Genomic DNA, 25,318 nt, shown 5'->3' with positions numbered 1-25,318 from the left:
TCAGCGTAGCGCCACCGGGGATTTATCCTGACCACACTCCTCCTTTAACCACTCGCTGAAGGCGAGAAAACGCGGGCGCGATCGGTTCTCTTGCGGGCAAATCAGGTCATATCCAAACGGCGAGGGCACCGTTTCCTCACTCAATGCCACCAGCTTACCGCTGTCGAGCAGAGGTTGAATTAGCGTCTGGCGGCCCATCATCACGCCTACACCGTTCTCGGCCATCTGAATAGCGAGAGAGTGGTTGTTCACGGCGTAATAACGCCCCTCGAAAGGTAAATTCCTCTCGGTTTGCTGACACCAGAGTCGCCACTCGGCAAATTGATCCTGCACATCCGTTGATTCCGAAGCATGGATCCAGAGGACTCCTGACGATGCGCCTGCGTTCAGCGGCTGATGCTGGCGCTGATACTCCGGCGAACACACCGGGAGCAGGCTTTCATTCATTAATCGCTCCTGATACAGGTCAGGATATTGGGTTGCGCCGTAGTAAATAGCCAGGTCCACACGCTCTTCGTTAAAGTCCATCACGCCGGCCCGCACGCGAAACTGTAAGTTCAACCCCGGCCACTGCGCCTGAAAATCCGGCAGGCGCGGCATTAACCAAAGATGAGCCAGCGTCGGCGCGATGCCAACATGAAGCGTACCGCGCAGGTCCTGCTCACGAATATCCTCGATTTCATCATTAATGGCGCGCAGAGAATGGCTGAGGGTGGTCAGCAGGCGTTTGCCTTCTTCGGTCAGCGCCAGCCTGCGCGTCAGGCGAATAAACAAGCGAAAGCCAATGTGCATCTCCAGCTTGCGGATCCGGTGGCTCACTGCTCCCTGGGTCAGATTCATCTCGTGCGCTGCGAGGGTAAAACTGAGGTGCCTTGCCGTTACCTCAAACGTTTGCAGCAGCGCAAGAATACTTTGTTGCTCCAGCATGGTCGTTCTCCATTATGCATTACTCACATTCATGCATGGGTCGTTTTATTTCGTTTGTTCCGCTGATTATGGCGGTTTTAAATAGTTATACCCTATATCAAATGGAGACATACCATGTCAGGACTTAAAATTGTGGTGATTGGCGGCGGTTCCAGCTATACCCCGGAACTGATTGAAGGCCTGCTGACTCGCCATACAGAAATGCCGGTAACATCGCTATGGCTGGTTGATATCGAAGACGGCAAAGAAAAGGTGGAAATTATCGCCGGATTGGCGCGGCGCATGATCGCTAAAGCAGGCTTATCGATTGAGGTGGTGGCAACGCTTGACCGGGAAAGCGCCCTGGCAGGGGCGGATTTTGTCTGTTCGCAGTTTCGTGCGGGTTGTCTCGATGCGCGTATTAGCGATGAACGCATCTCGCTAAAATATGGCCTGATCGGCCAGGAGACCAACGGGCTGGGCGGCTTTGCCAACGCCTGCAGGACTATCCCAATCGCTCTGGAGATTGCGGCGGATATGGAGCGTCTGTGTCCGGACGCCTGGCTGCTGAACTTTACCAACCCGTCGGGCATGGTGACGGAAGCGGTACTGCGTCATAGTAAAATTAAAGCCGTGGGCCTGTGTAACGTACCGGTGATTATGCAAAAGGGTGTCGCGCAGCTGCTTAATTGCGCTAACGAAAATGATTTCATCATGCAGGTGGCTGGCCTGAATCACTTTATTTTTGTACGGCAGATTTTGCACAAAGGTAAAGAGTGGCTACCGGAAGCGATCGCCCAGATTGCCGCAGGCAACGATCCTCTGGTACCGCGTAATATTCCGCCGTTCCGTTGGCCGCAGCATCTGCTGGAAGGACTCGGGATGATCCCTTGCCCGTATCTGCGCTACTACTACATGAAAGACGACATGCTGCGTCAGGAACTGGAAGAAGCCGACGGCGAAGGAACTCGCGGCGAGGTCGTGAAGCGACTGGAAAAAGAGCTTTTTGCACAATACAGCGATCCGAATCTGGCAGTAAAACCGAAGGCCCTGGAAGGGCGCGGCGGACAATACTATTCCGAAGCCGCCTGCGAGCTGATGAACGCTATCCACAACGACAAGCGCATTATTATGCACGTTAATACGCGCAACAACGGCGCGATTAACGGTCTGCCCGATGATTGCGCCGTTGAGGTGAGTTCGCTGATTACCGCCTCCGGTCCGCAGCCGCTGAACGTGGCGTCCTTCCCGGAAGGTACGCTGCGTCTGCTGCAACTGATGAAGTCCTTCGAACGGCTAACTATTGAAGCGGCGATAACCGGTAATCGTCATACGGCATGGAGCGCATTGGTGCTTAACCCGTTGATTGTCAGCGGAGAGAAGCTTGAACAGGCGCTGGACGAGGTTATCGAACATAACCGGAAGCTGATGCCCGCATTTCATCCGTAGTAATTATGAGGGGGCGATGATGCCCCCAAACTGCTCATTGTAATCCCTTAACGAAGCGTCTATTGTGCGGAAATGTTAAACAAGGACATGATGACAACCGCACGTTATGGAAAAACGTAATCCTCCCTGGCTGCGATTCACGCCGGGCAGAGCGTTGCCGCGCTGGTATCGCTTTATCGCCAGGCTATTGAGCCATTTCTACTACGCTTCGATCGATTTTATTGACGAGCGTGGCCACCGTGTTTTACCGCTGGACGACGCTATTCCCACAATTCTGCTTGTTAGCCACCGTAATGGGGCGACCGACGGGTGGGTGGTTAGCCCACTGTTGCCGCATGGCCAGTTTCTTGCCTCCGTTCAACTGCTGCGATCGCGTTTTTTGCGCCTGTTATTTACCGGCATTCCGGTTGTGCGTGAGAAAGATCGCATTCGCTACGGTTTTAGCCGGACGCAGGCGGGAAACCCTGTGCTGCACGCTATTGCCCATATAAAGCAGGGCGGCAGTCTGGTTATCTTTCCGGAAGGCACCAGCGAATGGAGCTATGCACCACAGCCTTATCAGCCGGGAACCGTGAAAATCATTCGCCGACTGTTGCAGGAAGGCCAGCGCTTTCGGGTGATCCCGGTAGGGAGTTTCTACCAGGCTCCGGATCGCTTTGGTTCGCGGGTCGAGCTGCTGGTTGGCGAAGCGCTGGTATTTCCCGCGCGGGAAGATAAGTCCCAGGAAGCCTGGGAAACGGAAATCTCTGAATGTGTGAACAATGCGTTGAATCAGGTTTCGGTCAACTGTGCCAGCGAGGCGGCCATGGTGGACGCCGAACGCTATGCCCAACGGCGGCAGCTTCATGGCGAGTCCTGGGCGTTGGCTTTTAAACGAGCCGCAAGCGGAGTGCATGCTGAGAAACAATCGGATAAGCGGCAGCGGCGAAGAAACATTTGGGCCTGCGTGCTGCAATTGCCGTTTGTGCTGGCGCTTTTTCCGGTACTGCTTTGTGCCTGGTGGGTCGGTAGACAGGCCGACGGGCGCAACACGGTAACGTTTTTTCGTCTGGCGAGCGGCTTTGCCGCCTCGCTGCTGTGGCTGCCCTGTTTGGTAGTGCTGGGTATCCTCTTTCCCTGGCTGTGGCTGCTTTACGCTGCGGCTTACCTGGGGTGGCGGCAACGTTCGGTTTGGGGAGAGGTGAAAGCTTGAGTCTGATAAAGAACGCTCATTTTATCGGTTTGGCAGACCAGAACCGTCCGGGGTATGGGATCTACTTAGCCCTGATCGCCTTGATTTCCGGGTTGGGGATTTTTTCCGCCTGGCAACTGCGTGACCCCCAATTTATTGCGCCGGTAATCGCCAGCGTGGTGGTTTGGCTGCTGTTGCTGCAATCAATGCGTTCGTCGTCGTCGCGCTGGCGCAGCTGGATTGGTGTACTGCAGTTTGCCGCCAGCTGGCTGGTTTTCCCTCTGTTTAAGGCGATTCAGCTGGCAATGCCGCGCTCAATGGACGCCAGGCTGCTGGCGGGCGATCGTTGGCTGTTCGGCAGCGGATTAACAGAACGGCTACTCGGCTGGGAGAGGGGCTGGTTAAGTGAGGTAATGAGCCTGTGCTACCTCTCGTTCTATTTTATTATTCTGCTGCCGGTGCTGATTTGCGCTTTCCGCCGTCATGAACTTGCCAGCCGTGGTTTCTTCTACGGCCTGATGCTGATGTACCTCTTTGGATTTATCGGCTATCTGCTGGTACCCGCCGCCGGGCCTTATCTTGCCTTTCCGGACGTTTTCACCTACCCGCCGCAAGGCGGTGCGCTGACTGCGTTGCTGGTTTCGCTGGTGGCGAATGGCGGAACGGGTATGGACGTTTTTCCCAGCCTGCACTGCGGGATTAGCCTCTATGTATTTGGTTATCTGCTTTTACAGCGTCGCTATCTTTGCGCGCTGTTGCTGTCGCCGCTGGTGGCGGGGCTGATCCTGGCGACGCTCTATCTACGCTATCACTACGGTATCGATCTGATTTTTGGTGCTCTGCTGGCGTTTCTGGTGCTGGTATGGCTGCGCCGCTGCGGCTTCTCCAGCCGTAACAACATGATAAGGAAAGCATAATGCTAACGGAAGACTCGATGATTTTTACCTTTCACGATCCGCACGCCAGCGAACTGGCGCTGAGCGGGGGGAAGGGCGCCAACCTCGCGCGTCTGACCGCAGGGGGCCTGCCGGTGCCGCCCGGTCTGATTGTGTCGGCTTCTGCTTATCAGCTGTTTCTGGCGCCGCTAAGAGAGCAAATCCAGACTCTACTGCAACAATATGACGATTTCGGCATATGCAGTCGCGAAATTCAGGCGCTCATTCGTCGACAAGCTTTGCCGGAAGCGCTATGCGCGGCGGTAACGCAACGGCTGGACGCGCTTGGGGCGAAGGACTGGAACGTTGCTGTGCGCTCTTCAGCGACGTTTGAAGATTTGCCCGGCGCGGCTTTCGCCGGACAGCACGATACCTTGCTCAATATGCGCGGTGCTGATGCGATCCTCAATGCGGTGCGCGAATGCTACGTTTCGTTATGGCATGAACACGCCATGCGCTATCGCGCGCATCTACAACTCGTTCACCTCGACGCCGCGATGGCGGTGGTGATCCAGCAGATGGTGGAGATGACGGAAAGCGATGCGGCCGGTGTAGCCTTTTCCATCGATCCGGTACGCGGGGAGCTGGAGCAAGTGTTGATTAACGCTTGCTTTGGATTAGGCGAGAGCGTTGTCGGCGGCGAGAGGGAGGTGGATGAATACCGCGTTGCCATGCCGCAGGGAGAAGTCACGGAACGTAGTATCGGACAAAAAAAGACGATTTTGCTCAAAGACAGCCAGGGCGTACACGATGTAGTCCTGCCCGCATCCCGGCAATCGCAGAGTTCCCTTAGCGATGAACAGTGTCTGACGGTGGCGAGCGTCGCCCGGCAGGCGCAGGCGTTCTTTGGTTTTCCCCAGGATATTGAATGGGCATTTTCCGGCGCTTCGTTCTATCTGCTGCAATCCCGTCCGGTCACGTTCGTGCCGGAACGCTGGACGCGCGATGAATCCGCTGAACGCTTTCCTAATGCGGTAACGCCGTTGACCTGGGATCTGGTAGAGGAAGGTTTCCATGAATCGCTCAACTTCTCTTTTTCCCTGATGGGACTGCCTGGTTTTGGGGGGAAATGGTTCGCGGTAAAAGAGTGCTATGTCTATGGCAACCAGAATGCGGTGGAGCTGTATGCTGGCAGAATGCCCGGCGGAATCAGTTCGCTGGAGCAGCTGCGAGCGGCTCTGCCGACGCTGGCAAAGCGCTATGCCTGGGTGCAGGAGTTGCCGATCCGCTGGATGCGCGATCTGGATACCTATCTGCTGGAAATCGGCGCGCTGATGCGCGAGCCGTTGGCTAGCTACACGCTGGCACAGTGCTGGGATTATCTGCTGCGGGTACGCGATGCGGGTAAACGCTATTTCCTGCCAAATATTGCTATTTCCCTGACCCAGCGCACCTTGTATGCCGTGCTCTACCAGATCCTGCAAATGTCGATGCCTGCGGCAGAGGCCAAATCGATGTTCGATCTGTTGCTGTCGGTCGCCGAGACTAAAACCGGGCAAGTTAACGCTGAGCTGTGGGCGCTATCGCGGCAGGTTCGCTGCGATCCTGAGCTGCTGCGGGAGTTCGCCGACACCCCGTCGCTGGCGCTTGTTTCACGTCTTAGCGCATATCCTGCGTTTGATACTGACTTCAACCAGTTCCTGCAACGCCACGGCCATCGTGAGCTGGATTTCGACGCTTATTATCCGACCTGGCTTGAAGCGCCGCATATTGTATTGGATCAGCTGAAAATGCTGGTGGAGCTGCCGGACGATGATTTGGCGGCGCAGGCGCTTAACGGCAAGCTGACGGCTTCAGCGGCGCAGCACGCCTGGCTGGCTCAGGTGCCGGAAGATCTGCGCTACTTTGTTGAAGAGGTGACTCGCCTGGCGCGCGTTTATACCTGGCTGGACGACCTTGAGCATTATCAGACCACGCGCCTGACGCTGCCGTTCCGCAGCGGCGTGCGCGAGATGGGGGAGCGGCTGACTGCGGCGGGTATTCTGCAAGAAGCGGATGATCTCTATTTCGCGTCATTCGCCGATCTTGATGCTGCGGTGGCACAGAACGCTTTCGAAGATCTGGCCGCGCAGGTGCACGCCAATAAGTCTGCCTGGCAGGCGGCGAAACAGCGCAGTCCGTCATGGAATCTTGGCGAAGATGATGCGATCCCAGAATTGCCGCAGGGTGAGGGATTACAGGGGATGGCTGGCAGCCCTGGCGAGGTGGAAGGTGAGGTCTTTCTGGTTCATGGACCGGAGGAGTTTGCCGCGTTTCCCAAAGGCGCGATTCTGGTGGCGCGAACGACTAATCCAGCATGGACCTCGCTGTTTTACCGCGCGAGCGGGGTGATCACCGAAAGCGGCGGACCGTTGTCACACGGGGCGGTCACTGCACGTGAGCTGCAGCTACCGGCGGTGATGAGCGTGCGTGGGGTGATGACGCTGCTGGAGAACGGGATGCGGGTCAGGGTGAACGGAAGAACGGGAGTGGTCGATATTTTGCGTTAACGGAGCGGTTCGATGATGATGCCCTCAAACCAGCATAAGGTACCTTGCCGGTTTGAGGGCTGATGACTCGTCTGAACGATTCTGGTCATGTGTCCGCGTTGACCGTATAACTTTACGGCAGAAAGGCCATTTTTCCGCCATACTGTCAATAATTGTTGACAGCTATCTTCACGCCAGCAAGTAACTGTCCTATTATTCATCCGTCATTGGCCTCTTTAGGGTGAAAACTCCTATGCGTCTTGAAGTCTTTTGTGAAGACCGTCTTGGTCTGACCCGTGAATTACTCGATTTATTGGTGCTGCGGGGTATCGACCTGCGCGGCATCGATATTGACCCTATTGGCCGAATTTACCTCAATTTCGCCGAGCTGGAGTTTGCCAACTTCAGCAGCCTGATGGCGGAGATCCGCCGCATTTCGGGGGTAACCGACGTACGCACCGTATCGTGGATGCCGTCAGAGCGTGAGCATCTGGCGCTCAGCGCGCTGCTGGTGGCGATGCCGGAACCGGTACTGTCTCTTGATACTAAAGGTAAAGTTGAACTGGCTAACCCGGCCAGCTGTCAGCTGTTTGGCCAGAGCCAGGATAAGCTGCGTAGCCACCCGGTCGCGCAGCTGATTACCGATTTTAACGTTCAGCGCTGGCTGGAGAATAGCCCACAAGAGTCGCATGCTGAACATGTCGTGGTTAACGGCCAGAACTTCTTGCTGGAGATCACGCCGGTTTATCTGGAAAGTGAGCATGGCGAAAGGGTATTAACCGGCGCGGTAGCGATGTTGCGTTCGACGGTTCGTATGGGGCGTCAGTTGCAAACGATGACTATCCAGGATACCAGCGCCTTTAGCCAGATCCTCGCCGTGGGTCCGAAAATGCGTCACGTTGTTGAGCAGGCTCGCAAGCTGGCCATGCTCAGCGCACCGCTGCTGATCGTCGGCGATACCGGCACCGGTAAAGATTTGCTAGCCCACGCCTGCCATCTGGCCAGCCCGCGTGCGGGTAAGCCTTATCTGGCGCTGAACTGCGGCTCTATCCCGGAGGACGCGGTGGAAAGCGAGCTATTTGGCGACGCCATCCAGGGGAAAAAAGGCTTTTTCGAGCAGGCTAACGGCGGCTCGGTTCTGCTGGATGAAATTGGCGAAATGTCCCCACGGATGCAAACCAAACTGCTGCGCTTCCTCAATGATGGTACTTTCCGGCGGGTGAGTGAAGATCATGAAGTGCACGTGGATGTTCGGGTTATCTGCGCTACGCAGAAAAACCTGGTGGAGCTGGTGCAGAAGGGGCTGTTCCGTGAAGACCTTTATTATCGCCTTAACGTTCTGACGCTATCCCTGCCGCCGCTACGCGACTGTCCGCAGGATATCATGCCCCTGACCGAACTGTTCGTGGCGCGTTTTGCCGATGAACAAGGGATCCCGCGGCCGAAACTCTCAGCTGATTTAAATACCGTTCTGACGCGCTATAGCTGGCCAGGTAACGTACGTCAGCTTAAGAACGCTATCTATCGTGCGCTGACCCAACTGGATGGTTTTGAACTGCGCCCTCAGGATATTCTGTTACCGGATCACGACGTTGCTTCGCTGGCGGTGGGCGAAGAGGCGATGGAAGGCTCTCTGGATGATATTACCCGCCGCTTCGAGCGCTCAGTGCTCACCCAGCTTTATCGTAGCTTCCCCAGCACGCGCAAACTGGCCAAGCGTCTTGGCGTTTCGCACACCGCGATAGCGAATAAGCTACGCGAATATGGTTTAAGCCAGAAAAAAGGCGACGAGTAACTCCCCTGGCCGGCTGCCTGTGCCGCCGGCTGGCATTTCCAGAAAAGGGCGGGGTCCTTCCGTAGAAGGATTCTGTATATACTCCATTTTTACTCTTCTTTTTGCAGGAATACGCATGTGGATCTGGCGTAGTCGTTTTTTTCAGTGGATGAAATTACTGGCGCTTTCCAGCGCGCTCTCTTTTGTGCTGTTCTGGTTTCATCTTCCCGCCGCGCTGCTGCTGGGGCCGATGATTGCCGGAATTACTCTTAGCCTTTGCGGCGCAGAAATCTGCGTTCCCCGTCCTTTTTTTGTTGCCGCTCAGGCGATTATCGGCTGCATGATTGCCCGCAGCCTGACCCCCTCCATCTTCGGCGTTCTGCTGGCTAATTGGGCGCTAGTACTGTTGATCCTCTTTTCCACCCTTGCTATCAGCGCGCTGGCGGGGTGGCTGCTGGTGCGCTATAGCGCATTGCCGGGCGCGACCGGCGCGTGGGGAAGTTCACCAGGCGGCGCTTCAGCGATGGTGATTATGGCTCAGGAGTACGGAGCCGACGTTCGGCTGGTGGCGTTGATGCAGTATCTGCGGGTGTTATTCGTTGCCGGAGCCGCGGCGCTCGTCGTTCGCGTCGCCCTTGGTGGCGATGCCCAGGGAATGACTCAACAGGTTATCTGGTTTCCTTCGATAAGCTGGCAGTTGCCGCTCACGCTATTATTGACCGCGGTGGCGGGGTGGTTGGGACTACGACTGCGTTTCCCTTCCGGCGCAATGCTTTTCCCTATGCTGTTCGGCGCCCTGGTGCAGGGAGAAGGTTGGCTACAGCTCGAACTTCCTGAGTGGCTGCTGGCGTTAGCTTATGCCGCCATAGGCTGGAGCGTTGGTCTAAAGTTTAATAAACAGATTTTCCTGCTGGCGCTCAAAACCCTGCCGCAGATCCTGGCATCAATCATTGGCTTGATTCTGCTCTGTGCGCTGATGGCTTTTGGGTTGACGCAGGTTTTGCCGCTGGACTTTATGACCGCCTATCTGGCGACCAGCCCAGGCGGGTTGGATACGGTAGCGATTATCGCTGCCGGTACGCGGGCGGATATGTCGTTTATTATGGCGATGCAGACGCTGCGGCTGTTCACCATCTTATTGACCGGCCCGGCGATTGCACGTTTTATCTCTCGCTATGCGGAGCGGGAATAAAAAAAGCCCCCGATAAACGAGGGCTTACATAGCTTAGCTGCGAGATTACGCTTTCAGCGCGGCCAGAGCTGCGTCGTAGTCCGGCTCTTCGGTGATTTCATTCACTAGTTGGCTGTAAACAACCTGGTCGTTTTCATCAATGACGACTACAGCGCGCGCCGCCAGACCGGCCAGCGGGCCTGCGGAGATGGCCACACCGTAGTCGGCCAGGAACTGCGCGCCGCGCAGGGTGGACAGCGTGACAACGTTGTTCAGGCCTTCCGCGCCGCAGAAGCGAGACTGCGCGAACGGCAGGTCGGCGGAAATGCACAGCACCACGGTGTTGTCCAGTTCTAACGCCAGTTGGTTAAATTTACGTACCGATGCCGCGCAAACGCCGGTATCGATGCTCGGGAAAATGTTCAGCACTTTACGTTTGCCGGCGAACTGGCTCAGCGCGACGTCAGAGAGATCTTTGGCGACCAGCGTAAACGGCTGCGCTTTAGCGCCTGCCTGCGGAATGGTGCCTTGAACAGAAACGGGGTTGCCCTGGAAATGCACGGTTTGTGACATGGTTATCTTCCTGTTTACATATAGTTAACGTCACGGCTAGTGTATGACATCAGTCATCAGCACGGCAAATCCTTTTAATACTTACCTGCGAGGTTCAGGGAATGCGAAATCTGCGAGTCTATGAAGAAGCCTGGCCGTTACATACTCCTTTTGTGATCGCCCGCGGCAGCCGTAGCGAGGCAAAAGTCGTGGTGGTGGAAATTGAAGAGAACGGCGTCAAGGGGGTCGGGGAATGCACGCCTTACCCACGCTATGGTGAGAGCATTGCTTCCGTGATGGCGCAGATTATGACCATTGGTGAAGAGATTGAGCGGGGTGCCTCTCGCGAGCAGATTCAGCATCTGCTGCCGCCTGGGGCAGCCCGCAACGCGGTGGATTGCGCACTTTGGGATTGGCAGGCGCGAAGCCTAGGTAAGAGCATCGCGCAGCTATTGGGCGTGACGCTACCTAACCGGGTGGTCACGGCGCAAACGGTGGTGATTGGCACGCCGGAGCAGATGGCGGCCAGCGCAGCGGCGCTGTGGGAGAAAGGAGCCACTTTGCTGAAAGTGAAGCTTGATGATCATCTGATTAGCGAACGGTTGATAGCGATTCGCGAGGCGGTGCCCCAGGCGACGCTGATTGTCGATGCCAATGAAGCCTGGCGCAGCGATGGTCTGGCCGAGCGCTGTCAGCTGTTGGCGGATATCGGCGTCGCGATGCTGGAGCAGCCGCTTGCGGCGGGAGCCGATGACGCGCTGGAGAATTTTATCCATCCGCTGCCCATTTGTGCTGATGAGAGCTGCCATACTCGAGAGGATCTGGCTGAATTACGCGGCCGCTACGAGATGGTCAATATCAAACTTGATAAGAGCGGCGGCCTGACCGAAGCGCTATTGCTGGCAGAGGAGGCGGAACGGTTGGGATTTGCGCGGATGCTCGGCTGTATGCTGTGTACCTCAAGGGCCATTAGCGCGGCTTTGCCGCTGACGCCGCTGGCCCGTTTTGCCGATCTTGATGGCCCGACCTGGCTGGCGGTGGATGTTGAACCGGCGCTGCATTTCAGCACCGGCGTACTTCATCTCTGAGGGTGCCAGTGCAGCAGATCGGTCATTGCCTGAAGGTATTTATCCGTGGCTTCGTCGGCGGATATCGGCGGGAATTCAGCGGTTATGCAGGGCAGACTGATATCTGCACACCAGCTGCCAAAGGAGCCGGGGGTTTCATAGCCGACGCTCCCCACCAGCGGCAGGCTAAACGCATCAGCAAGCCAGTGCCCCAGCTCGCTGTGGCCGGAATCTTCAATGCAGGCCAGCGGATCGTGAAATGAAACTACCCACGCCGGGTGGATCTGGTGGATCAGCTGGCACAGCGCCTGAGTTTCTGGTTCTGAGCCCGGTTTTTCACCGGTTAGCAGTACGACATCGCGCTGTTCCGCCGCGCTATTCCAGCGATAAACCGTTTCGCCTTCCTTCCAGTTTGCCGCGGGAAAATTGCGGTTCAAGTCGATGCCGCGCGCGTTGGCGCGCAGCCCCAGCTGGCAGCCATCAGGGTTCACTGCCAGCACCACGTGGTGGCGTCGTAGTTCCGGCTTGAGCGTGCGTAACGCGCAGGAAAGCGTGACGATGGATGAGTTTTCATCGCCGTGGGTACCGGCAAGAATCAGGCCGCTGCGGCTATCTGCCAGCGGCGCAGGGAACCACAACAGCGGCGCGCCCAGTTGGGACTGGCCGTAGCGTTGGGTTCCCGGCGGAAAATCACCGCGCTGGGGGCGGGGACGAGAAACGGGCATAGGGCATCCTGTTATCAGGTTATTTTTCAGCAGTGTTGTGTAAAACCGTCCCGGAATCAAATAGTTTCCAGCGATGGTGAAATCAGCACATATGTCAATTTTCTTTCACAAGCCGTTTGCAATTTCAGGTGATGAAACAAATAATTATCGCACTGCCAGCTGTGGTTTTTTTATTTTAAAGGGGATCTTATGAAGTATCCTGTCACATTGACATGCGGCGCGCTGTGGTTAGCCAGCGTTTCCTCTCTTGCCAGGGCGGCGGATGTCCCGCCTGGCACCGTATTAGCCGAAAAACAGGTGCTGGTGCGGCACATTAAAGATGAGCCTGCCACCTTAGATCCCGCTAAAGCCGTTGGCCTGCCTGAAATTCAGGTAATCCGCGATCTTTTTGAAGGTTTAGTCAATCAGGACGCGAAAGGCAACCTTATTCCAGGCGTGGCGACTCGCTGGCAGAGCAATGATAACCGCGTCTGGACCTTTACCCTGCGCGACCACGCGCGCTGGTCCGACGGAACGCCGGTGACGGCAGAGGATTTTGTTTATAGCTGGCGGCGGCTGGTTGACCCCAAAACCACGTCGCCATTTGCCTGGTTTGCCGCGCTGGCCGGTATCACTAATGCGCAAAATATTATTGATGGTAAAGCCGCTCCGGATAGCCTCGGCGTTACCGCTGTAGATGCGCGAACGTTGCGGGTACAGCTGGATAAACCGCTGCCGTGGTTCAGTAATTTGACCGCCAGTTTTGCTTTCTATCCGGTACAAAAGGCCAATGTAGAGAGCGGCGATAACTGGACCCGACCAGGAAGTCTGATTGGTAACGGTGCATATGTTTTAAAAGATCGCGTGGTAAATGAAAAGCTGGTGGTGGTTCCCAATACGCACTACTGGGATAACGGAAAAACGGTGATCCAGCAGGTCACGTTTACACCAATCAATCAGGAGTCGGCGGCGACTAAACGCTACCTTGCTGGCGATATCGATATCACCGAGTCGTTTCCGAAAAACCTGTATCAGAAGCTGCTGAAGGACATCCCGGGACAGGTCTATACCCCGCCGCAGCTGGGCACTTATTACTATGCGTTTAACACGCAGAAGGGGCCAACTGCCGATGAGCGCGTGCGCCTGGCGCTGAGCATGACGATTGACCGTCGTCTGATGGCAGAGAAAATTCTGGGAACCGGCGAGAAACCGGCCTGGCGCTTTACCCCGGATGTCACCGCAGGCTTCACTCCGCAGCCGGTGCAAATTGAGAGCATGAGTCAGGCCGAGCTGAATGCTCAGGCGAAAGCGCTGCTGCAGGCTGCGGGCTACGGTCCGAGCCGTCCGCTGAAGCTGACTTTGCTGTATAACACCTCGGAAAATCATCAGAAAATCGCTATCGCGGTGGCGTCGATGTGGAAGAAAAACCTTGGCGTTGATGTGAAGCTGCAAAATCAGGAGTGGAAGACCTATATCGACAGCCGTAATACCGGGAATTTTGATGTGATCCGCGCTTCGTGGGTCGGAGATTACAACGAGCCGTCGACTTTCCTGTCGCTGCTGACCTCAACCCATAGCGGCAATATCTCCCGTTTCAACGATCCGGCCTACGACAAAATTCTCGCCCAGGCGGCGCTGGAGACCTCAGAAAAAGCGCGCAACGATGATTACAACGCGGCGGAAAAAATCATTATGTCGAAAGCGCCCATTGCGCCAATTTATCAGTACACCAACGGGCGTCTGATTAAACCGTGGCTGAAAGGGTACCCGATAACCAACCCGGAAGACGTCGCCTATAGCCGCACGATGTATATCGTGAAGCACTGATCGGTACTGGTTTCCTGATAACGCAAGGTAACCACGGATAAACCCAGAGCTGGCGCGGCTTGCAGCGCCAGTTTCTCCTTCTGATTATCTCCCGCCTTTTTAGGCTGCACGTTCCGAATGTAGCCGTGTAACCCTATTGATGAATTTTATGCATAAGCCAAATCAGGAATGACAGATTAATTGTGACAGCGTTTATGGCATAAAATCGTGTTTTAACGTGATGAGGGCTTTGCCGTGGAATATTCAGTATTAAGTAACAACCTCAAAATGCCGATGATGGGTTTTGGTGTTTTTAAGGTCACTGATAAAGAAGAATGCAAGCAGTCGGTGTTAAGCGCTATTCGCACCGGTTATCGCCTCATCGATACCGCGGCGGTATACAGCAATGAAGATGCCGTGGGTGAGGCGGTCCATGAAGCCATCGCTGAAGGTCTGTGTACCCGCGAAGAGTTATTTATCACTTCTAAGCTGTGGGTTCAGGATATGGCCAACTATGATATGGCTAAAGCCGGTATTGAGGCGTCGCTGAAAAAGTCAGGGCTGGAATACGTTGATCTCTATTTACTGCATCAGGCCATGGGCGATTATTTCAGCGCCTGGCGCGCGCTGGAAGAGGCTTATGAAGCGGGTAAACTGAAGGCCATTGGCGTATCTAATTTCTATGCGCATGTGTTAGCCAACTTCTGCGAAACCGTCAGAATTAAGCCCATGGTGAACCAGGTCGAATTGCATCCTTACTTTGCGCAACCTGTAGCTATTGAAACCATGAAGTACTATAACGTTCAACCTGAAGCCTGGGCACCATTGGGTGGTGGGAGACATAAACCGTATGAAGATGAAATGCTTCAGGGAATCGCTGATGCCCATCAAAAAACCATTGCTCAGGTTGTCCTGCGCTGGAACGTGCAGCGTGGCGTCACGGTCATTCCTAAATCTACCCGGCAGGAGCGTATTGCAGAGAACTTTGCCATTTGGGATTTCTCGCTGACCGATAGCGAAATGGCCCAAATCAGCGGGCTGGATTTAGGCTATGTTGGTGAGGCCGTGAAGCATTTTAACCCTGAATTTGTTCGCGGCTGTCTTGGCGTTAAAATCCACGGCTGATCGCGCTGGTTACATGGTGAGTACATAATCAGGCACTAGAGATACGTATTGTTGCTTACTGATTATGGCGTTTTTTTGTACCATAATCAGTTGCCTGGCCTCATTTTACTGGCGGATCGCAGTGAGTATAAAATAAAGCTTGCTATCAATCGTCATCTGTGTGATTAATAGCAAGTCGATTGGCTGCACAGGTGTATTAATAAAACGGTTTAGTGAAGCAGTTCTCATCTCAAGCGTTATCCATAGATAATCCTTCTTTAGAATCTTCTTATCGTCTTAATAAAAAATCTGTGAAGCAAAAATATTTGCAATTTTTTTGAACCTGCGACAACGATGACGGTCTAAACCCGAGTAGTCAGGTTCAGAATCTGGCGTTAAAGGTGATACTGAAGGTGGTAGTTTTAGTATCCCGTTTAGCGTGAAGAAAAGTGCAGGAGAGATATCGCTATCCCAACCGCACAGTGCTGTTTTTGGTAGTGAAATTTACCGAACGTTACGTGCCCTGAGGGCAAATTAAAAAAATTAACAACATTAAAAGATCGCTGGTGCAGTAATAGAGTTCAATCTGAAGTGAGCTTCAGATTCATCTATAAGTAGTAATGACAATGAGGTCATTGTTATTCTCAACCATTCAGAACAGCGTTTTCCACGCTGTCACTGAAAACCCGGGAAGGCGTTTTTAGTGAAATATGGCTAAATGTCCCTGCGGTAGTGAATGTTGTAGCAAAGAGAGGCTAACATCATGACTGACCACATTCATTTCAGATGCCCATGCTGTCATGGGTCCCAGTACAGAACATCAACGTATGATGTTTCTGAAAAAAATCCGTTTGGTGCGAAATGTATTTTTTGTAAATCCGCAATGATTACATTTGATAATATCGTACCGCATATTTCCAGAAACTCGGCATCGCTGGAGCTACGGAAGTAACATATCGGCCCTGAGAAGGGCCTTTTGACATCTAAACAGTAAGATGTTTTTAGCATTTTTGACAAGGCTGCCCGTAGGCAGCTTTTTCATTTGTTTAAATTTAAATCGTGTTGTGATTTTTTTGTGTGCTCACATATGAGTAAATGCGGAGTTACGCAATTTTTACGGAAATCTGGTTGCGTTCTATAATAGTTTAAACCGGAACCCATCAGGTCTTTCTATGCATATTTTACCGCCCGTTCGCCCGGAAGAGAGTATCCAGCGCTTGACGGCTCTTCTGGAGCCAATTGCCGAAAAAATGAAAGTAGTGCCGCGAAAACGTATAACCTGGACGCACAAAAACCAACCGCAGCTGTACCTTTTTCAGGAAGGTGAGCTTTCCATACTCAGAGCCTCAGACGGCCTGCTGATTGTCACCGTTTATCACCCTCATCTGTTTGGCATTGCCGAGATGATCCAGCCGGTGCGCGGCCACCAACTGCGGGCGGAAACAGAGTCGACGATACTGCGCGTTGATGCGCAAAAAGCGATGGAAACCTTCCGCCAGCACGGCGTATGGGAAGACGTCGCCTCATTATTATCGTACCACACGGCTTATCTTTTTTATCGCGACGCCCTGGTTGTTCAGCAGCGAACTTACGCCGTTATTCGCAACCACCTGCTGGAAATGGGCCAGCTCCCGGAAGAGACTCGAATGCGGGTATCTATTCTGGATTATATTCAGGAACGTACGCATTTATCACGCAGCAGTGTATTAAATGTGTTATCTGCGTTAAAAAGTGGTAACTATATTACGTTTAAACGGGGGGGCTATTTGATTGAATTAAATAATTTACCCGAGCGTTTTTAGGGGTGCCTGTTTGTCCAAAATTAAATAATAAAGCGGTTATCAGCGTAGCATTAATGTTTTATTGTAGGCCCACTTAATTCTTAAGTATTTCATTTATTCGACAACGGGTCGACAACAGGATTATTATGAAAAAGACGCTTATTACGTTAATTATTGCTAATGCTTTTACGGCTACCGCTGCTTTCGCTGCGGCGCAGGAGGGGACCTGGTATGCGGGGTCTAAATTTGGATGGTCGCATTACGGCGATTCCAGTACCAACCAACAAGTTGACGTTGATCGCGATAACGTTGGCGGCGGTATATTTACCGGCTATCAGATTAACCCGTGGCTGGCGGTCGAAGGTGGATATGACTATTTAGGTAACATGGGGATCAACGGTCGTCATGGCGCATCCGGGTCACAGATGAAAAGCCAGGGGCTACAGCTTTCATTGAAAGCCAGCTACAGCCTGGGTAGTGACTGGGATCTGTACGGTCGCGCAGGAGTGATGGGCTATCGTGCGGAGTCCGATGTTAATGGCAAAAATCGGTTTGATACCGGCGTGCGCCCGGTGTTGGCTATCGGTACCGAATATGCCTTTAACGACAACTGGTCGGGGCGTCTGGAATATCAGTGGGTCAACAATGTGGGTAACGAAAACCAGATTGGCGTGAGCAGCGATGTTAGCTCTGTGATGGCCGGGGTTAGCTACCGTTTCGGGCAATAAGGAAAGGGCCGTTTTTGGGCCATACTGGGGCTCTTTCTCCGATGCTCATCGTGTGCTTCTGGGGGTGCCTGTACAGATAATCCCTTACGAAAGAACCCATGGTTTCGTGGGTTCTTTCGTCTCAGCCATACAGGCTATGACAGAGATTGGGGCATTGTATTCAGCGCGAAGCTAAGGATTTTTTCGCCATCAAATGAAGCATAGGGCAAGCTTTCAATAACGGCAATTTCTTGTCTGGAATTCAGTGAGTTAATAAATTCTTCAATTTTATACTGGATATGGGGAGCGACCAATACGCCATCATAGGCGGGGGCGATACTAAAGAAGTTCTCCACACCAACGGCGCTGATTAATAGATCCAGTTTCCGAATATCGGCAATTTTTTGCATTTTCCGGGCGAGAATTCCCGCCGTTTCGCCGAACAGGCAACATATTAATAATTTTTTCACGATTTAACCCTCGGTGAGATACCGGTGGCTACATTATTCTCCTCTCATTAATGAAAATGAGCGATGTATCAATTTTTTAGATTAATTTATTCCGCTATTTTTATTCTCATGGAGGGCATCACAGAAGCCAGAACCGACAGCTTCTGTGATACTGTGAATGGCAGGGTAAAACTATCAGACTACTTTTTCTTTCGTGAAATAACGAAGCGCTCGCCGACTCGCGTGAGCTTCGCTCCATTGGTACAATACTCAATGGCAAAATTAAAAAACTCATCAGAGTCGAGCTCGAAATCCAGTTCGATTTTAATGGCGTCGCCGGACTGCAGAAGCTGCTTTGCCTGTTCCAGATTGCTGGCTTTTACTGTTCCCATCTCTTCACCTCGATTTAGCGCTGGTGGCGTCCGGGCTCTATCTTACAACCTTTATTTTACGATCGCGTGACACGGCTTTTTTGTCTTAACTTTCTACTGTCCACAGGTGACCACCATCGCTATGAAACGTCAATAGCGATGGTATTAAGTACAATCTTAATCAACGTTAGTGAAGTAGTCCCGCGCCGCCGCCTCAACGTTCTTCGCATCAATGCCGGTTTTCTCGGTGATTGAGGCAATAAACGGCTTGAACTTCTCCGTCATCACATGACCACCGTCCCAATGAGCGACGTAAAAGCGGCACTGATAACGATAAAAGTGGAGAGTCTTGTCTCCTAACGTGTAATACATATGAATCTCCAGTTCAGTATGTCGGGTTGACAACGGCCAACAACGAGTGATGAGCAAAGAGCACATCAGTTGATTCTATCCTCCTCCCAATTGGCGGAAATTTCCAGCGTGCAGTAAAAAACCATCTGGAATACGTACGAGGGGGCATTCGCCACTTCAGCGATTCGCAAGCCAATACGCTAAATTCACCGCAACTTCAAAGCCTTCACGCTAATGTTTGAGAGATGGCTTGATAAACGTCGATGAAGTATTAATACTGTATATAAATACAGTATTGTCGTGGGTAAGTTTATTATGATGTTCTACAAACCGGTTGAATTGCGTCAGGTCATGTCAATTCCGCTATTTAGCGACTTTGTTCAATGTGGGTTTCCCAGCCCGGCACAGGATTACATTGAGAAGGGGATAGATCTCAATGAGCTTTGCGTCAGCCATCCAGCGGCTACCTTTTTTGTCATGGCGACAGGCCTGTCGATGGTTGATGCCGGCATTTATGAAGGCACGCTGCTGGTGGTGGATCGCAGCCTGAAAGCGAAGCATGGCGATATTATCATTGCTTCACTGGCCGGTGAGTACACGGTTAAACGCCTTTGTATGCACCCCACGATGCAATTGTTGCCGATGAACCCTGATTTCCCGCCAATAGTGCTGCACCATGACGGCGAAGATCTGGAGATCTTTGGGGTTGTCACTTTCAGTCTCAACAGGCTTCGTTAATGTTTGCCCTGGTGGATGTGAATTCATTTTATGCCAGCTGTGAAATGGCTTTTCGCCCCGATTTACGCGGGCGTCCGGTAGTGGTGCTAAGCAACAACGACGGCTGCGTGATTGCCAGAAACAATGAGGCTAAACTGCTGGAAATCCCAATGGGGGCGCCGTATTTCAAAATGAAATCACAGTTTGAGCGTCATCAGGTGGCGGTTTTCAGCAGTAATTATGCGCTTTATGGCGATATGTCCAATCGGGTCATGACTCTTCTCGAAGAGCTGGCGCCTGCGGTTTATCAATATTCCATTGATGAAGCGTTCGTGAGTCTTTGTGGAATTCATCGTTCTGATGAGCTTGAGGCGTTTGGTCGCCACGTGCGAAGCACATTGCTTCAGTGTACGGGCTTGACGGTGGGAGTGGGGATTGGGCCGACGAAAACGCTGGCCAAGTTGGCCAATTATGCGGCAAAGAGGTGGCCAACATTTGAGGGCGTTGTCGATCTCTCCCTGCCGGCCAGACAGAAGAAACTGCTGGCAAGGGTTGGCGTTGGTGAAATCTGGGGAGTGGGTCGACGAATCGCGAAAAAGCTTAATGATATGGGGATTAAAACGGCTCTTGAACTTGCCGGGACGCCTGCTTCGCTTATCAGAAAACATTTCAGCGTTGTGCTGGAGCGCACCGTACGGGAACTATGCGGTGAGTCCTGCCTTGAGCAGGAAGAGTACATGCCGACGAAACAGCAAATTATCTGCTCGCGGTCATTTAGTCAGAAGGTGAATGAATATGGGCCGATGCGCGAAGCAATATGCAGCCATGCGGCTCGCGCCGCTGAGAAGCTGCGCGCGGAGCACCAGTACTGCCGCTATGTTTCCGTCTTTGTTAAAACCAGTCCGTTTGCGGGTAATGAGGTTTATTATGGCAAAGATGCCGGAACGACAATCCAGATCCCGACTCAGGATACCCGGGATATTGTTGCTGCGGCGATAAAATGCCTGGATACCATCTGGCGAGAGGGATGCCGGTATCAAAAGTGTGGCGTGATGCTAGGGGACTTCTTTAGCCAGGGCGTGGCTCAATTGGGCCTGTTTGATGACTATCGTCCGCGGGCTAATAGTGAACAGCTTATGACGGTGCTCGACTTCGTTAACAAGCGAGAAAAAGGGCAACTCTGGTTTGCCGGACAGGGGATAGAGCGTAGCTGGGAAATGAAGCGGCATATGTTATCGCCCGCCTACACCACCCGGTTCAGCGATTTGCTACGGGTGAAACTGTAGACGGGTAATAAAGGACTCCGTCATCCGCAGTGGCGCTGACGTAAAACTGTCCGCGCCTTTGTTTACCGTTTACTTCAGACCCGCCAGTTCATCAGCGGTCAGTGCTAAAGTTTGCGACGTTCCGCTCTCGGCGGATTGCACTGCGGCTTCCAGCACCGCCATCACAGCGAGCGCTTCTAATGGTGATACCGGATTGTTGATTTTACCCGTTAGCGCGTCGCGGACCTGAACATAGTACTGGCGCTGATCGCCGCGCAGCGTGCCGATCTCCCGGGATTGCAGGTTTGTATCAAACACCACCAGGCTATCGTCGTCATGGCCCCAGCTTTCACTGCCCGGAACCACGCCCGCCAGCAGTTGGCTCTCCTGCTGGTCGGCTCGTTGTTTGACTACGCTGCCTTTATCGCCATGAACAGTAAAGCGCGATACGCCACCCGCCACCAGCATGCTGCAGTGCAGAATCACTTTATGCTGCGGATAGTTCAGGACCACATGTGCCCAGTCGTTGATTTCCGCGCCTTCACGCAGGGTCGCGATATTGCCCTGTACCGACTGCGGCAGGCCGAACAGTTGCAGGGTTTGGTCAATCAGATGTGGACCTAAATCGAACCACAGACCGCTGCCAGGTACGTTCTGCTCGCGCCAGCGGACGCGTACCTCGGGGCGGAAGCGATCGATATGTGATTCAAAGTGTTTAATCTTTCCGATAACCCCTTGTTCAATAACCTGCTTTACTCCCAGATAATCACTGTCCCAGCGGCGGTTGTGGAATACTGACAGCACTCGTTGTTTCTCTTCTGCAAGCGCAATCAGCTCGCGGGCTTCCTGCATATCGAGCGTAAACGGTTTGTCGACCACCACGTGCTTACCAGAATTTAAGGCCAGACGGGCAAGCGGAGCATGAGTCGCGTTAGGGGAGGCGATGACCACCAGATCGACATCCGGATGCTGAATAGCCTCTTCAGGCGACGCGATGACGGTAACATCCGGCAGATCGCGCTTCACTTTCTCTTCATCGCGGGAAGCGACAATCGCCAGATTTAGCCCGTCGACAGATTGGATCAGCGGCGCATGAAAAGTTTTGCCGACGAAGCCGTAGCCAATCAAGGCAATGTTAATGTTCTTACCGTTAGTCATAAGCATCTCCGCGTTATTAAGCATCAGCGATATTGAGTTGTGTTGAGCCGTTATCCTTCAACTCTTCCCATGGGCGGTCGAGAAAGAGCTGATGGATGTCGGCGAGTCCGGCAACCAGCCAGGGCTCGCAGTGATTCAGTTTCATATGATCGGCGACCAGCCAATGTTCGGCACTGGCCGTCAGCATGGCGCGCTTGACTTCAGCATCCGCTTCCTGGCTGGCGCTGAGACCAAGTTCGGCATGGAGCGCGCAGGCGCCGAGAATAGCGATATCCGCTCGATAGCGTTCCAGCAGCGACACCGTGGCGCTACCGGCAAACAGGCGCTGCTGCATATCCCACTTGCCACCCAGCAAAATAAGCTGAATATCAGGGCGATCGCTAAAGTGCTGGGCAATATCCAACGAGGTGGTAATGACCGTCATCGGTCCCTGTATCTGGGTGGCGACGGCTAATACAGTGCTGCCCGCGTCAAGAAACAGCGTCGAACCGCAGGGGATCTTCTCCGCCACCATTTTGCCTAAGCGCTGCTTGGTATCGGGGAGCAGCGCGTTTCGGCTCTGGCGGTTCATGACTGAGAGATTGAGCGCGATAGCGCCGCCGTGGTTTTTCTGGGCCAACCCCTGCTTTTCGAGATCGCTAAGGTCGCGGCGTAGTGTATCCGCAGAAACCTGCAGTTTATCTACCAGTTCGCTGATAGTGATTTGACCTCTTTCACTAAGAATATCAATCAGATATTTTTGTCTGGCTTTTTTGTGCATGCTTTAAATTCCGCAAAATACTGCAATAACTTGCATAATACAGCATTTTTCCGGGAAAGATATCACAGAACGATATGCTTCTCAGGATGGCGGGTTTCTGTAAAATTTTTCCTGGGGGTTTGTTTATGAAACGTTTAATGACGGTGGGGAATAGTTGCTGAAATGCTCAATGTAATCGTCTGTTTTAAAGATCAGTGTTTGCATGATGCGATGACTGAGAGCCTGGTTTCCAGAGGAAAGATGGATGATGAAGAGTCTAAAATGATACCCAAAAAAACTTGAGTTAATGAGCGAGTTTATATGAAAATTCACTTCAGCAGAAATAGTGTTGTTGTTGATATATTTCATAGCCAGCAGGACTTTTCGGCGGTGGCCCGACTGGCAGAAATCTAATTCATATAGATGTTATAACGTGTTCTCAATATGACGTTTTTTGGATGGTGGTAGCGGATATTAATATAGGGTGGGTATGTCGGGTTTAATCAGTTGGAGATGATTTGCCTCGGTAGATAGTTATTTTTCTTAAATTTCGTTGTGTGTCATTTTTCAGGTCAAAAAATGTTTTTTTATATCGTGTTTTGTAAAACGACGATAGCTGTACTGTGCGTATCGTTAGCAGTCTGGATACTCCTTGATTTACTTTCGTCAGCAGGCTAAGTCGATGTTGAATATAGTTATCAAAATAATAATCAGTTCTTTAATTTAGGATTTCATTTTTTATTGCAAAAATTTTTCCCCGAATATCTATTCTCTACACAATTTGCTGCATCGCTTAATGAACGGGCCGTGCGCGATGCTGATGTGGTTGTGCTGGATTTATGTCGTGGAGAGGAATTCGTGTGTCATCCAGAGTTGTTAAATCGAAAACAAGGATTACTGATCGGTCTGATTGCCAGGCAAAACCAACGCGGGAGAGGCGCTTTACCGCTTTGTCTGAAGGATATGGTCTTTATTGGGCGCGATGAAAACCTGGCTCAGGTTATGGACAAAATTAAACTCTCATGGATTTTGACATCGCCATCAGCGAAAGAAAAACTGACGTACAGATGCGATAGTTGCCCGCACAGAAAACTTTCCCCGCAACAGAGAATAATCGCGGCAGAAATTTATCAAGGGTTAACGGTGAATACGATTGCCAGAAAGCTGTCGCTTTGTAATAAAACGGTTTTTGCACACAAACGGCTCATTATGTCGAAATTTCAACTACGCAACGATTTAGATCTGGTGCTATTGCTGCGATATATGGATAACGCACGCTGCGTTGATAGACGGTAGTCATTAAACTTGCAAACCGGTAATATCTCTCTATTCTTATTTTGCTTACAACAATGGAGGATTAAAGCATGTGCACTCATTTGCACGACAACGCGCGTCAATACGCAGAAGAGAAAAAATGAACGACTCCCGCTAATCTGCCTTCCCGCCAGCCTGATTTCTGGCGGCGGATGATAACGCAGGTTAGACGCTGTATGGCAAAGTCTATCCACAACCCGCCGTCGGCGGGTTCTTTGTTTCTGCTTTCTCCCTTTTCACCAGTGAATTCAGCAGCATGCCCTGATTAACTCTTGCGTAACCGTCGTGTAAGGCTAGACTACGGAAATGTGCATGAGTTAACGGAGGTCCAGTGGACGCTATTAAGGGAACGGAACTGAACGTGCCGGATGCCGTTTTTGCATGGGTGTTCGACGGGGAGGGCGGCGTGAAGCCGTTAGCCGACAGTGACACCATTGATAAAGAGCATCCTTGCTGGCTACATCTTAACTATACCCACGTTGATAGCGCGGAATGGATAGCATCGACGCCGCTGTTGCCCAATAACGTGCGCGATGCGCTGTCCGGGGAGAGTACGCGTCCTCGGGTGACGCGGATTGGCGATGGGGCGTTAATCACTCTGCGCTGTATTAACGGCAGCACCGATGAGCGACCGGATCAACTGGTGGCGATGCGTCTTTATATGGACGAGCGTTTAATCGTTTCTACCCGTCAGCGTAAGGTCCTGGCACTGGACGATGTGCTTGGCGATTTGCGTGAAGGTAACGGTCCGGTTGATGGCGGTGGCTGGCTGGTGGAGGTCTGCGATGCGCTGACCGATCACTCCAGCGAATTTATTGAGCAACTCCACGACCGGATTATCGATCTGGAAGATGATTTATTGGATCAACAGGTGCCACCGCGTGGTTTCCTGGCGCTGCTGCGTAAACAGCTTATCGTCATGCGACGCTATATGGCACCGCAGCGCGATGTCTATGCCCGACTGGCCAGCGAACGTCTGCCGTGGATGACGGACGACCATCGTCGACGGATGCAGGATATTGCCGAGCGTCTGGGGCGCGGTCTGGATGAAATTGATAGCTGCATCGCCCGCACGGCTATTATGAGCGATGAGATAGCGCAGATTATGCAGGAGTCGCTATCGCGCAGAACTTACACCATGTCGCTGATGGCGATGGTCTTTCTGCCGAGCACCTTTTTAACCGGGCTGTTTGGCGTCAACCTTGGCGGCATTCCTGGCAACAGCTGGCATATGGGCTTCTCTATTTTCTGCATAATGTTAGTCGTTCTCATTGGGGGTGTTACATGGTGGTTGCATCGTAGTAAATGGTTGTAAAGAATCGCCTTTTTTCACGATGATGGCAGCGAAAACCCGGCAAT

General features: G+C 52.6%; 24 protein-coding genes. 16 read left to right on the top strand and 8 right to left on the bottom strand.

Annotated elements, in window-relative coordinates; genetic code table 11:
• Complete coding sequence (locus FN082_RS28735) at nt 1-927, bottom strand: LysR substrate-binding domain-containing protein (RefSeq protein WP_142466571.1); 927 nt, start codon at nt 925-927, stop codon at nt 1-3.
• 114 nt (nt 928-1,041) lie between these two features.
• Between FN082_RS28735 and FN082_RS28730 the strand changes: the two genes are divergently transcribed.
• From FN082_RS28730 to FN082_RS28705, 6 genes are all read left to right on the top strand, one after another.
• Entirely contained in the window at nt 1,042-2,355 is a 1,314-nt protein-coding gene (locus tag FN082_RS28730) for a 6-phospho-beta-glucosidase (protein ID WP_139538009.1), read from the top strand.
• A gap of 106 nt (nt 2,356-2,461) precedes the next feature.
• Nucleotides 2,462-3,547 carry a lysophospholipid acyltransferase family protein gene (locus FN082_RS28725; protein WP_142982813.1) on the top strand — a complete coding sequence of 362 codons (1,086 nt, stop codon included), beginning with the start codon at nt 2,462-2,464 and terminating at the stop codon, nt 3,545-3,547.
• Nucleotides 3,544-4,443 carry a phosphatase PAP2 family protein gene (locus tag FN082_RS28720; RefSeq protein ID WP_139538011.1) on the top strand — a complete coding sequence of 300 codons (900 nt, stop codon included), beginning with the start codon at nt 3,544-3,546 and terminating at the stop codon, nt 4,441-4,443. Before FN082_RS28725 ends, FN082_RS28720 begins: the two co-directional genes overlap by 4 nt.
• Nucleotides 4,443-6,950 carry a PEP/pyruvate-binding domain-containing protein gene (locus FN082_RS28715; RefSeq protein ID WP_235892163.1) on the top strand — a complete coding sequence of 836 codons (2,508 nt, stop codon included), beginning with the start codon at nt 4,443-4,445 and terminating at the stop codon, nt 6,948-6,950. Before FN082_RS28720 ends, FN082_RS28715 begins: the two co-directional genes overlap by 1 nt.
• 232 nt (nt 6,951-7,182) lie before the next feature.
• Nucleotides 7,183-8,724: a transcriptional regulator TyrR gene (tyrR, locus tag FN082_RS28710; RefSeq protein WP_139538012.1), complete on the top strand. Its 1,542-nt coding sequence runs from the start codon at nt 7,183-7,185 to the stop codon at nt 8,722-8,724.
• A gap of 115 nt (nt 8,725-8,839) precedes the next feature.
• Entirely contained in the window at nt 8,840-9,895 is a 1,056-nt protein-coding gene (locus FN082_RS28705) for an AbrB family transcriptional regulator (protein ID WP_185932175.1), read from the top strand.
• A gap of 45 nt (nt 9,896-9,940) precedes the next feature.
• Here the strand turns inward: FN082_RS28705 and tpx are convergent, their stop codons facing one another.
• Nucleotides 9,941-10,447 (bottom strand): thiol peroxidase, encoded by a 507-nt coding sequence (tpx, locus tag FN082_RS28700; RefSeq protein ID WP_142982812.1) that lies wholly within the window; start codon nt 10,445-10,447, stop codon nt 9,941-9,943.
• A 101-nt stretch (nt 10,448-10,548) separates the two neighbouring features.
• On the opposite strand from tpx, the gene ycjG reads away from it, so the two are divergent.
• Nucleotides 10,549-11,514: an L-Ala-D/L-Glu epimerase gene (gene ycjG / locus FN082_RS28695; protein ID WP_142982811.1), complete on the top strand. Its 966-nt coding sequence runs from the start codon at nt 10,549-10,551 to the stop codon at nt 11,512-11,514.
• On the opposite strand, the gene mpaA is transcribed toward ycjG, so the two are convergent.
• The gene (mpaA, locus tag FN082_RS28690) at nt 11,505-12,218 is read right to left on the bottom strand and encodes a murein tripeptide amidase MpaA (RefSeq protein ID WP_142982810.1); all 714 of its coding nucleotides are present in this window, start codon (nt 12,216-12,218) and stop codon (nt 11,505-11,507) included. The two genes, ycjG and mpaA, sit on opposite strands and share 10 nt — an antisense overlap.
• A 189-nt stretch (nt 12,219-12,407) precedes the next feature.
• Here mpaA and FN082_RS28685 point away from each other — a divergent pair, with 189 nt between their 5' ends.
• The 5 genes from FN082_RS28685 to FN082_RS28665 all read left to right on the top strand — a co-directional run bounded on the left by FN082_RS28685 (nt 12,408) and on the right by FN082_RS28665 (nt 17,616).
• On the top strand, nt 12,408-14,024 hold the full coding sequence (locus tag FN082_RS28685) for a peptide ABC transporter substrate-binding protein (RefSeq protein WP_142982809.1): 1,617 nt from the start codon (nt 12,408-12,410) through the stop codon (nt 14,022-14,024).
• 234 nt (nt 14,025-14,258) lie between these two features.
• Nucleotides 14,259-15,128 carry an aldo/keto reductase gene (locus FN082_RS28680; protein ID WP_142982808.1) on the top strand — a complete coding sequence of 290 codons (870 nt, stop codon included), beginning with the start codon at nt 14,259-14,261 and terminating at the stop codon, nt 15,126-15,128.
• A gap of 742 nt (nt 15,129-15,870) precedes the next feature.
• Nucleotides 15,871-16,059 (top strand): cold shock small protein YmcF, encoded by a 189-nt coding sequence (ymcF, locus tag FN082_RS28675; protein WP_139538018.1) that lies wholly within the window; start codon nt 15,871-15,873, stop codon nt 16,057-16,059.
• 220 nt (nt 16,060-16,279) lie between these two features.
• Nucleotides 16,280-16,909 (top strand): winged helix-turn-helix transcriptional regulator, encoded by a 630-nt coding sequence (locus tag FN082_RS28670; protein WP_139538019.1) that lies wholly within the window; start codon nt 16,280-16,282, stop codon nt 16,907-16,909.
• 125 nt (nt 16,910-17,034) lie between these two features.
• The gene (locus FN082_RS28665; protein ID WP_142461604.1) at nt 17,035-17,616 is read left to right on the top strand and encodes an outer membrane beta-barrel protein; all 582 of its coding nucleotides are present in this window, start codon (nt 17,035-17,037) and stop codon (nt 17,614-17,616) included.
• Nucleotides 17,617-17,750: 134 nt separating this feature from the next.
• Here FN082_RS28665 and FN082_RS28660 read toward each other — a convergent pair whose 3' ends face one another.
• From FN082_RS28660 to FN082_RS28650, 3 genes are all read right to left on the bottom strand, one after another.
• Nucleotides 17,751-18,065, bottom strand: a complete 315-nt coding sequence (locus FN082_RS28660; protein ID WP_139538021.1) for a PTS sugar transporter subunit IIB — start codon at nt 18,063-18,065, stop codon at nt 17,751-17,753.
• Nucleotides 18,066-18,244: 179 nt separating this feature from the next.
• Nucleotides 18,245-18,436 carry a hypothetical protein gene (locus FN082_RS28655; RefSeq protein ID WP_139538022.1) on the bottom strand — a complete coding sequence of 64 codons (192 nt, stop codon included), beginning with the start codon at nt 18,434-18,436 and terminating at the stop codon, nt 18,245-18,247.
• Between the two features lie 156 nt (nt 18,437-18,592).
• Nucleotides 18,593-18,787, bottom strand: a complete 195-nt coding sequence (locus tag FN082_RS28650) for a hypothetical protein (protein WP_139538023.1) — start codon at nt 18,785-18,787, stop codon at nt 18,593-18,595.
• Nucleotides 18,788-19,081: 294 nt separating this feature from the next.
• On the opposite strand from FN082_RS28650, the gene umuD reads away from it, so the two are divergent.
• Together umuD and umuC are read left to right on the top strand one after the other, a co-directional pair.
• The gene (gene umuD, locus FN082_RS28645) at nt 19,082-19,504 is read left to right on the top strand and encodes a translesion error-prone DNA polymerase V autoproteolytic subunit (RefSeq protein ID WP_139538024.1); all 423 of its coding nucleotides are present in this window, start codon (nt 19,082-19,084) and stop codon (nt 19,502-19,504) included.
• The gene (umuC, locus tag FN082_RS28640; protein WP_142982807.1) at nt 19,504-20,769 is read left to right on the top strand and encodes a translesion error-prone DNA polymerase V subunit UmuC; all 1,266 of its coding nucleotides are present in this window, start codon (nt 19,504-19,506) and stop codon (nt 20,767-20,769) included. Before umuD ends, umuC begins: the two co-directional genes overlap by 1 nt.
• A gap of 69 nt (nt 20,770-20,838) precedes the next feature.
• Here umuC and FN082_RS28635 read toward each other — a convergent pair whose 3' ends face one another.
• Both FN082_RS28635 and FN082_RS28630 read right to left on the bottom strand, forming a co-directional pair.
• Nucleotides 20,839-21,930 carry an oxidoreductase gene (locus FN082_RS28635; RefSeq protein WP_185932174.1) on the bottom strand — a complete coding sequence of 364 codons (1,092 nt, stop codon included), beginning with the start codon at nt 21,928-21,930 and terminating at the stop codon, nt 20,839-20,841.
• On the bottom strand, nt 21,923-22,666 hold the full coding sequence (locus tag FN082_RS28630; RefSeq protein WP_142461608.1) for a DeoR/GlpR family DNA-binding transcription regulator: 744 nt from the start codon (nt 22,664-22,666) through the stop codon (nt 21,923-21,925). The genes FN082_RS28635 and FN082_RS28630 overlap by 8 nt, the downstream gene beginning before the upstream one ends.
• Nucleotides 22,667-23,386: 720 nt before the next feature.
• Here FN082_RS28630 and FN082_RS28625 point away from each other — a divergent pair.
• A complete protein-coding gene (locus tag FN082_RS28625) occupies nt 23,387-23,941 on the top strand; it encodes a helix-turn-helix transcriptional regulator (RefSeq protein ID WP_235892162.1) in 555 nt (184 codons plus the stop codon).
• A gap of 349 nt (nt 23,942-24,290) precedes the next feature.
• The gene (zntB, locus tag FN082_RS28620; protein ID WP_139538028.1) at nt 24,291-25,274 is read left to right on the top strand and encodes a zinc transporter ZntB; all 984 of its coding nucleotides are present in this window, start codon (nt 24,291-24,293) and stop codon (nt 25,272-25,274) included.
• Nucleotides 25,275-25,318: the final 44 nt, after the last annotated feature.

Source organism: Klebsiella spallanzanii (genome assembly GCF_902158555.1).
In the GTDB taxonomy this organism is placed as follows: domain Bacteria; phylum Pseudomonadota; class Gammaproteobacteria; order Enterobacterales; family Enterobacteriaceae; genus Klebsiella; species Klebsiella spallanzanii.
Note: the sequence above shows the minus strand (reverse complement) of the source record. Positions and strands in the feature narration are given on the sequence as shown.

Coding starts and splice junctions, on each gene's coding strand:
- FN082_RS28735 (WP_142466571.1), bottom strand. CDS start 927: ATGCTGGAGCAACAAAGTATTCTTGCGCTGCTGCAAACGTTTGAGGTA.
- FN082_RS28705 (WP_185932175.1), top strand. CDS start 8,840: ATGTGGATCTGGCGTAGTCGTTTTTTTCAGTGGATGAAATTACTGGCG.
- tyrR (WP_139538012.1), top strand. CDS start 7,183: ATGCGTCTTGAAGTCTTTTGTGAAGACCGTCTTGGTCTGACCCGTGAA.
- FN082_RS28630 (WP_142461608.1), bottom strand. CDS start 22,666: ATGCACAAAAAAGCCAGACAAAAATATCTGATTGATATTCTTAGTGAA.
- FN082_RS28725 (WP_142982813.1), top strand. CDS start 2,462: ATGGAAAAACGTAATCCTCCCTGGCTGCGATTCACGCCGGGCAGAGCG.
- FN082_RS28670 (WP_139538019.1), top strand. CDS start 16,280: ATGCATATTTTACCGCCCGTTCGCCCGGAAGAGAGTATCCAGCGCTTG.
- FN082_RS28650 (WP_139538023.1), bottom strand. CDS start 18,787: ATGTATTACACGTTAGGAGACAAGACTCTCCACTTTTATCGTTATCAG.
- FN082_RS28730 (WP_139538009.1), top strand. CDS start 1,042: ATGTCAGGACTTAAAATTGTGGTGATTGGCGGCGGTTCCAGCTATACC.
- tpx (WP_142982812.1), bottom strand. CDS start 10,447: ATGTCACAAACCGTGCATTTCCAGGGCAACCCCGTTTCTGTTCAAGGC.
- FN082_RS28655 (WP_139538022.1), bottom strand. CDS start 18,436: ATGGGAACAGTAAAAGCCAGCAATCTGGAACAGGCAAAGCAGCTTCTG.
- FN082_RS28665 (WP_142461604.1), top strand. CDS start 17,035: ATGAAAAAGACGCTTATTACGTTAATTATTGCTAATGCTTTTACGGCT.
- FN082_RS28635 (WP_185932174.1), bottom strand. CDS start 21,930: ATGCTTAATAACGCGGAGATGCTTATGACTAACGGTAAGAACATTAAC.
- FN082_RS28715 (WP_235892163.1), top strand. CDS start 4,443: ATGCTAACGGAAGACTCGATGATTTTTACCTTTCACGATCCGCACGCC.
- ymcF (WP_139538018.1), top strand. CDS start 15,871: ATGACTGACCACATTCATTTCAGATGCCCATGCTGTCATGGGTCCCAG.
- FN082_RS28685 (WP_142982809.1), top strand. CDS start 12,408: ATGAAGTATCCTGTCACATTGACATGCGGCGCGCTGTGGTTAGCCAGC.
- ycjG (WP_142982811.1), top strand. CDS start 10,549: ATGCGAAATCTGCGAGTCTATGAAGAAGCCTGGCCGTTACATACTCCT.
- mpaA (WP_142982810.1), bottom strand. CDS start 12,218: ATGCCCGTTTCTCGTCCCCGCCCCCAGCGCGGTGATTTTCCGCCGGGA.
- umuC (WP_142982807.1), top strand. CDS start 19,504: ATGTTTGCCCTGGTGGATGTGAATTCATTTTATGCCAGCTGTGAAATG.
- umuD (WP_139538024.1), top strand. CDS start 19,082: ATGATGTTCTACAAACCGGTTGAATTGCGTCAGGTCATGTCAATTCCG.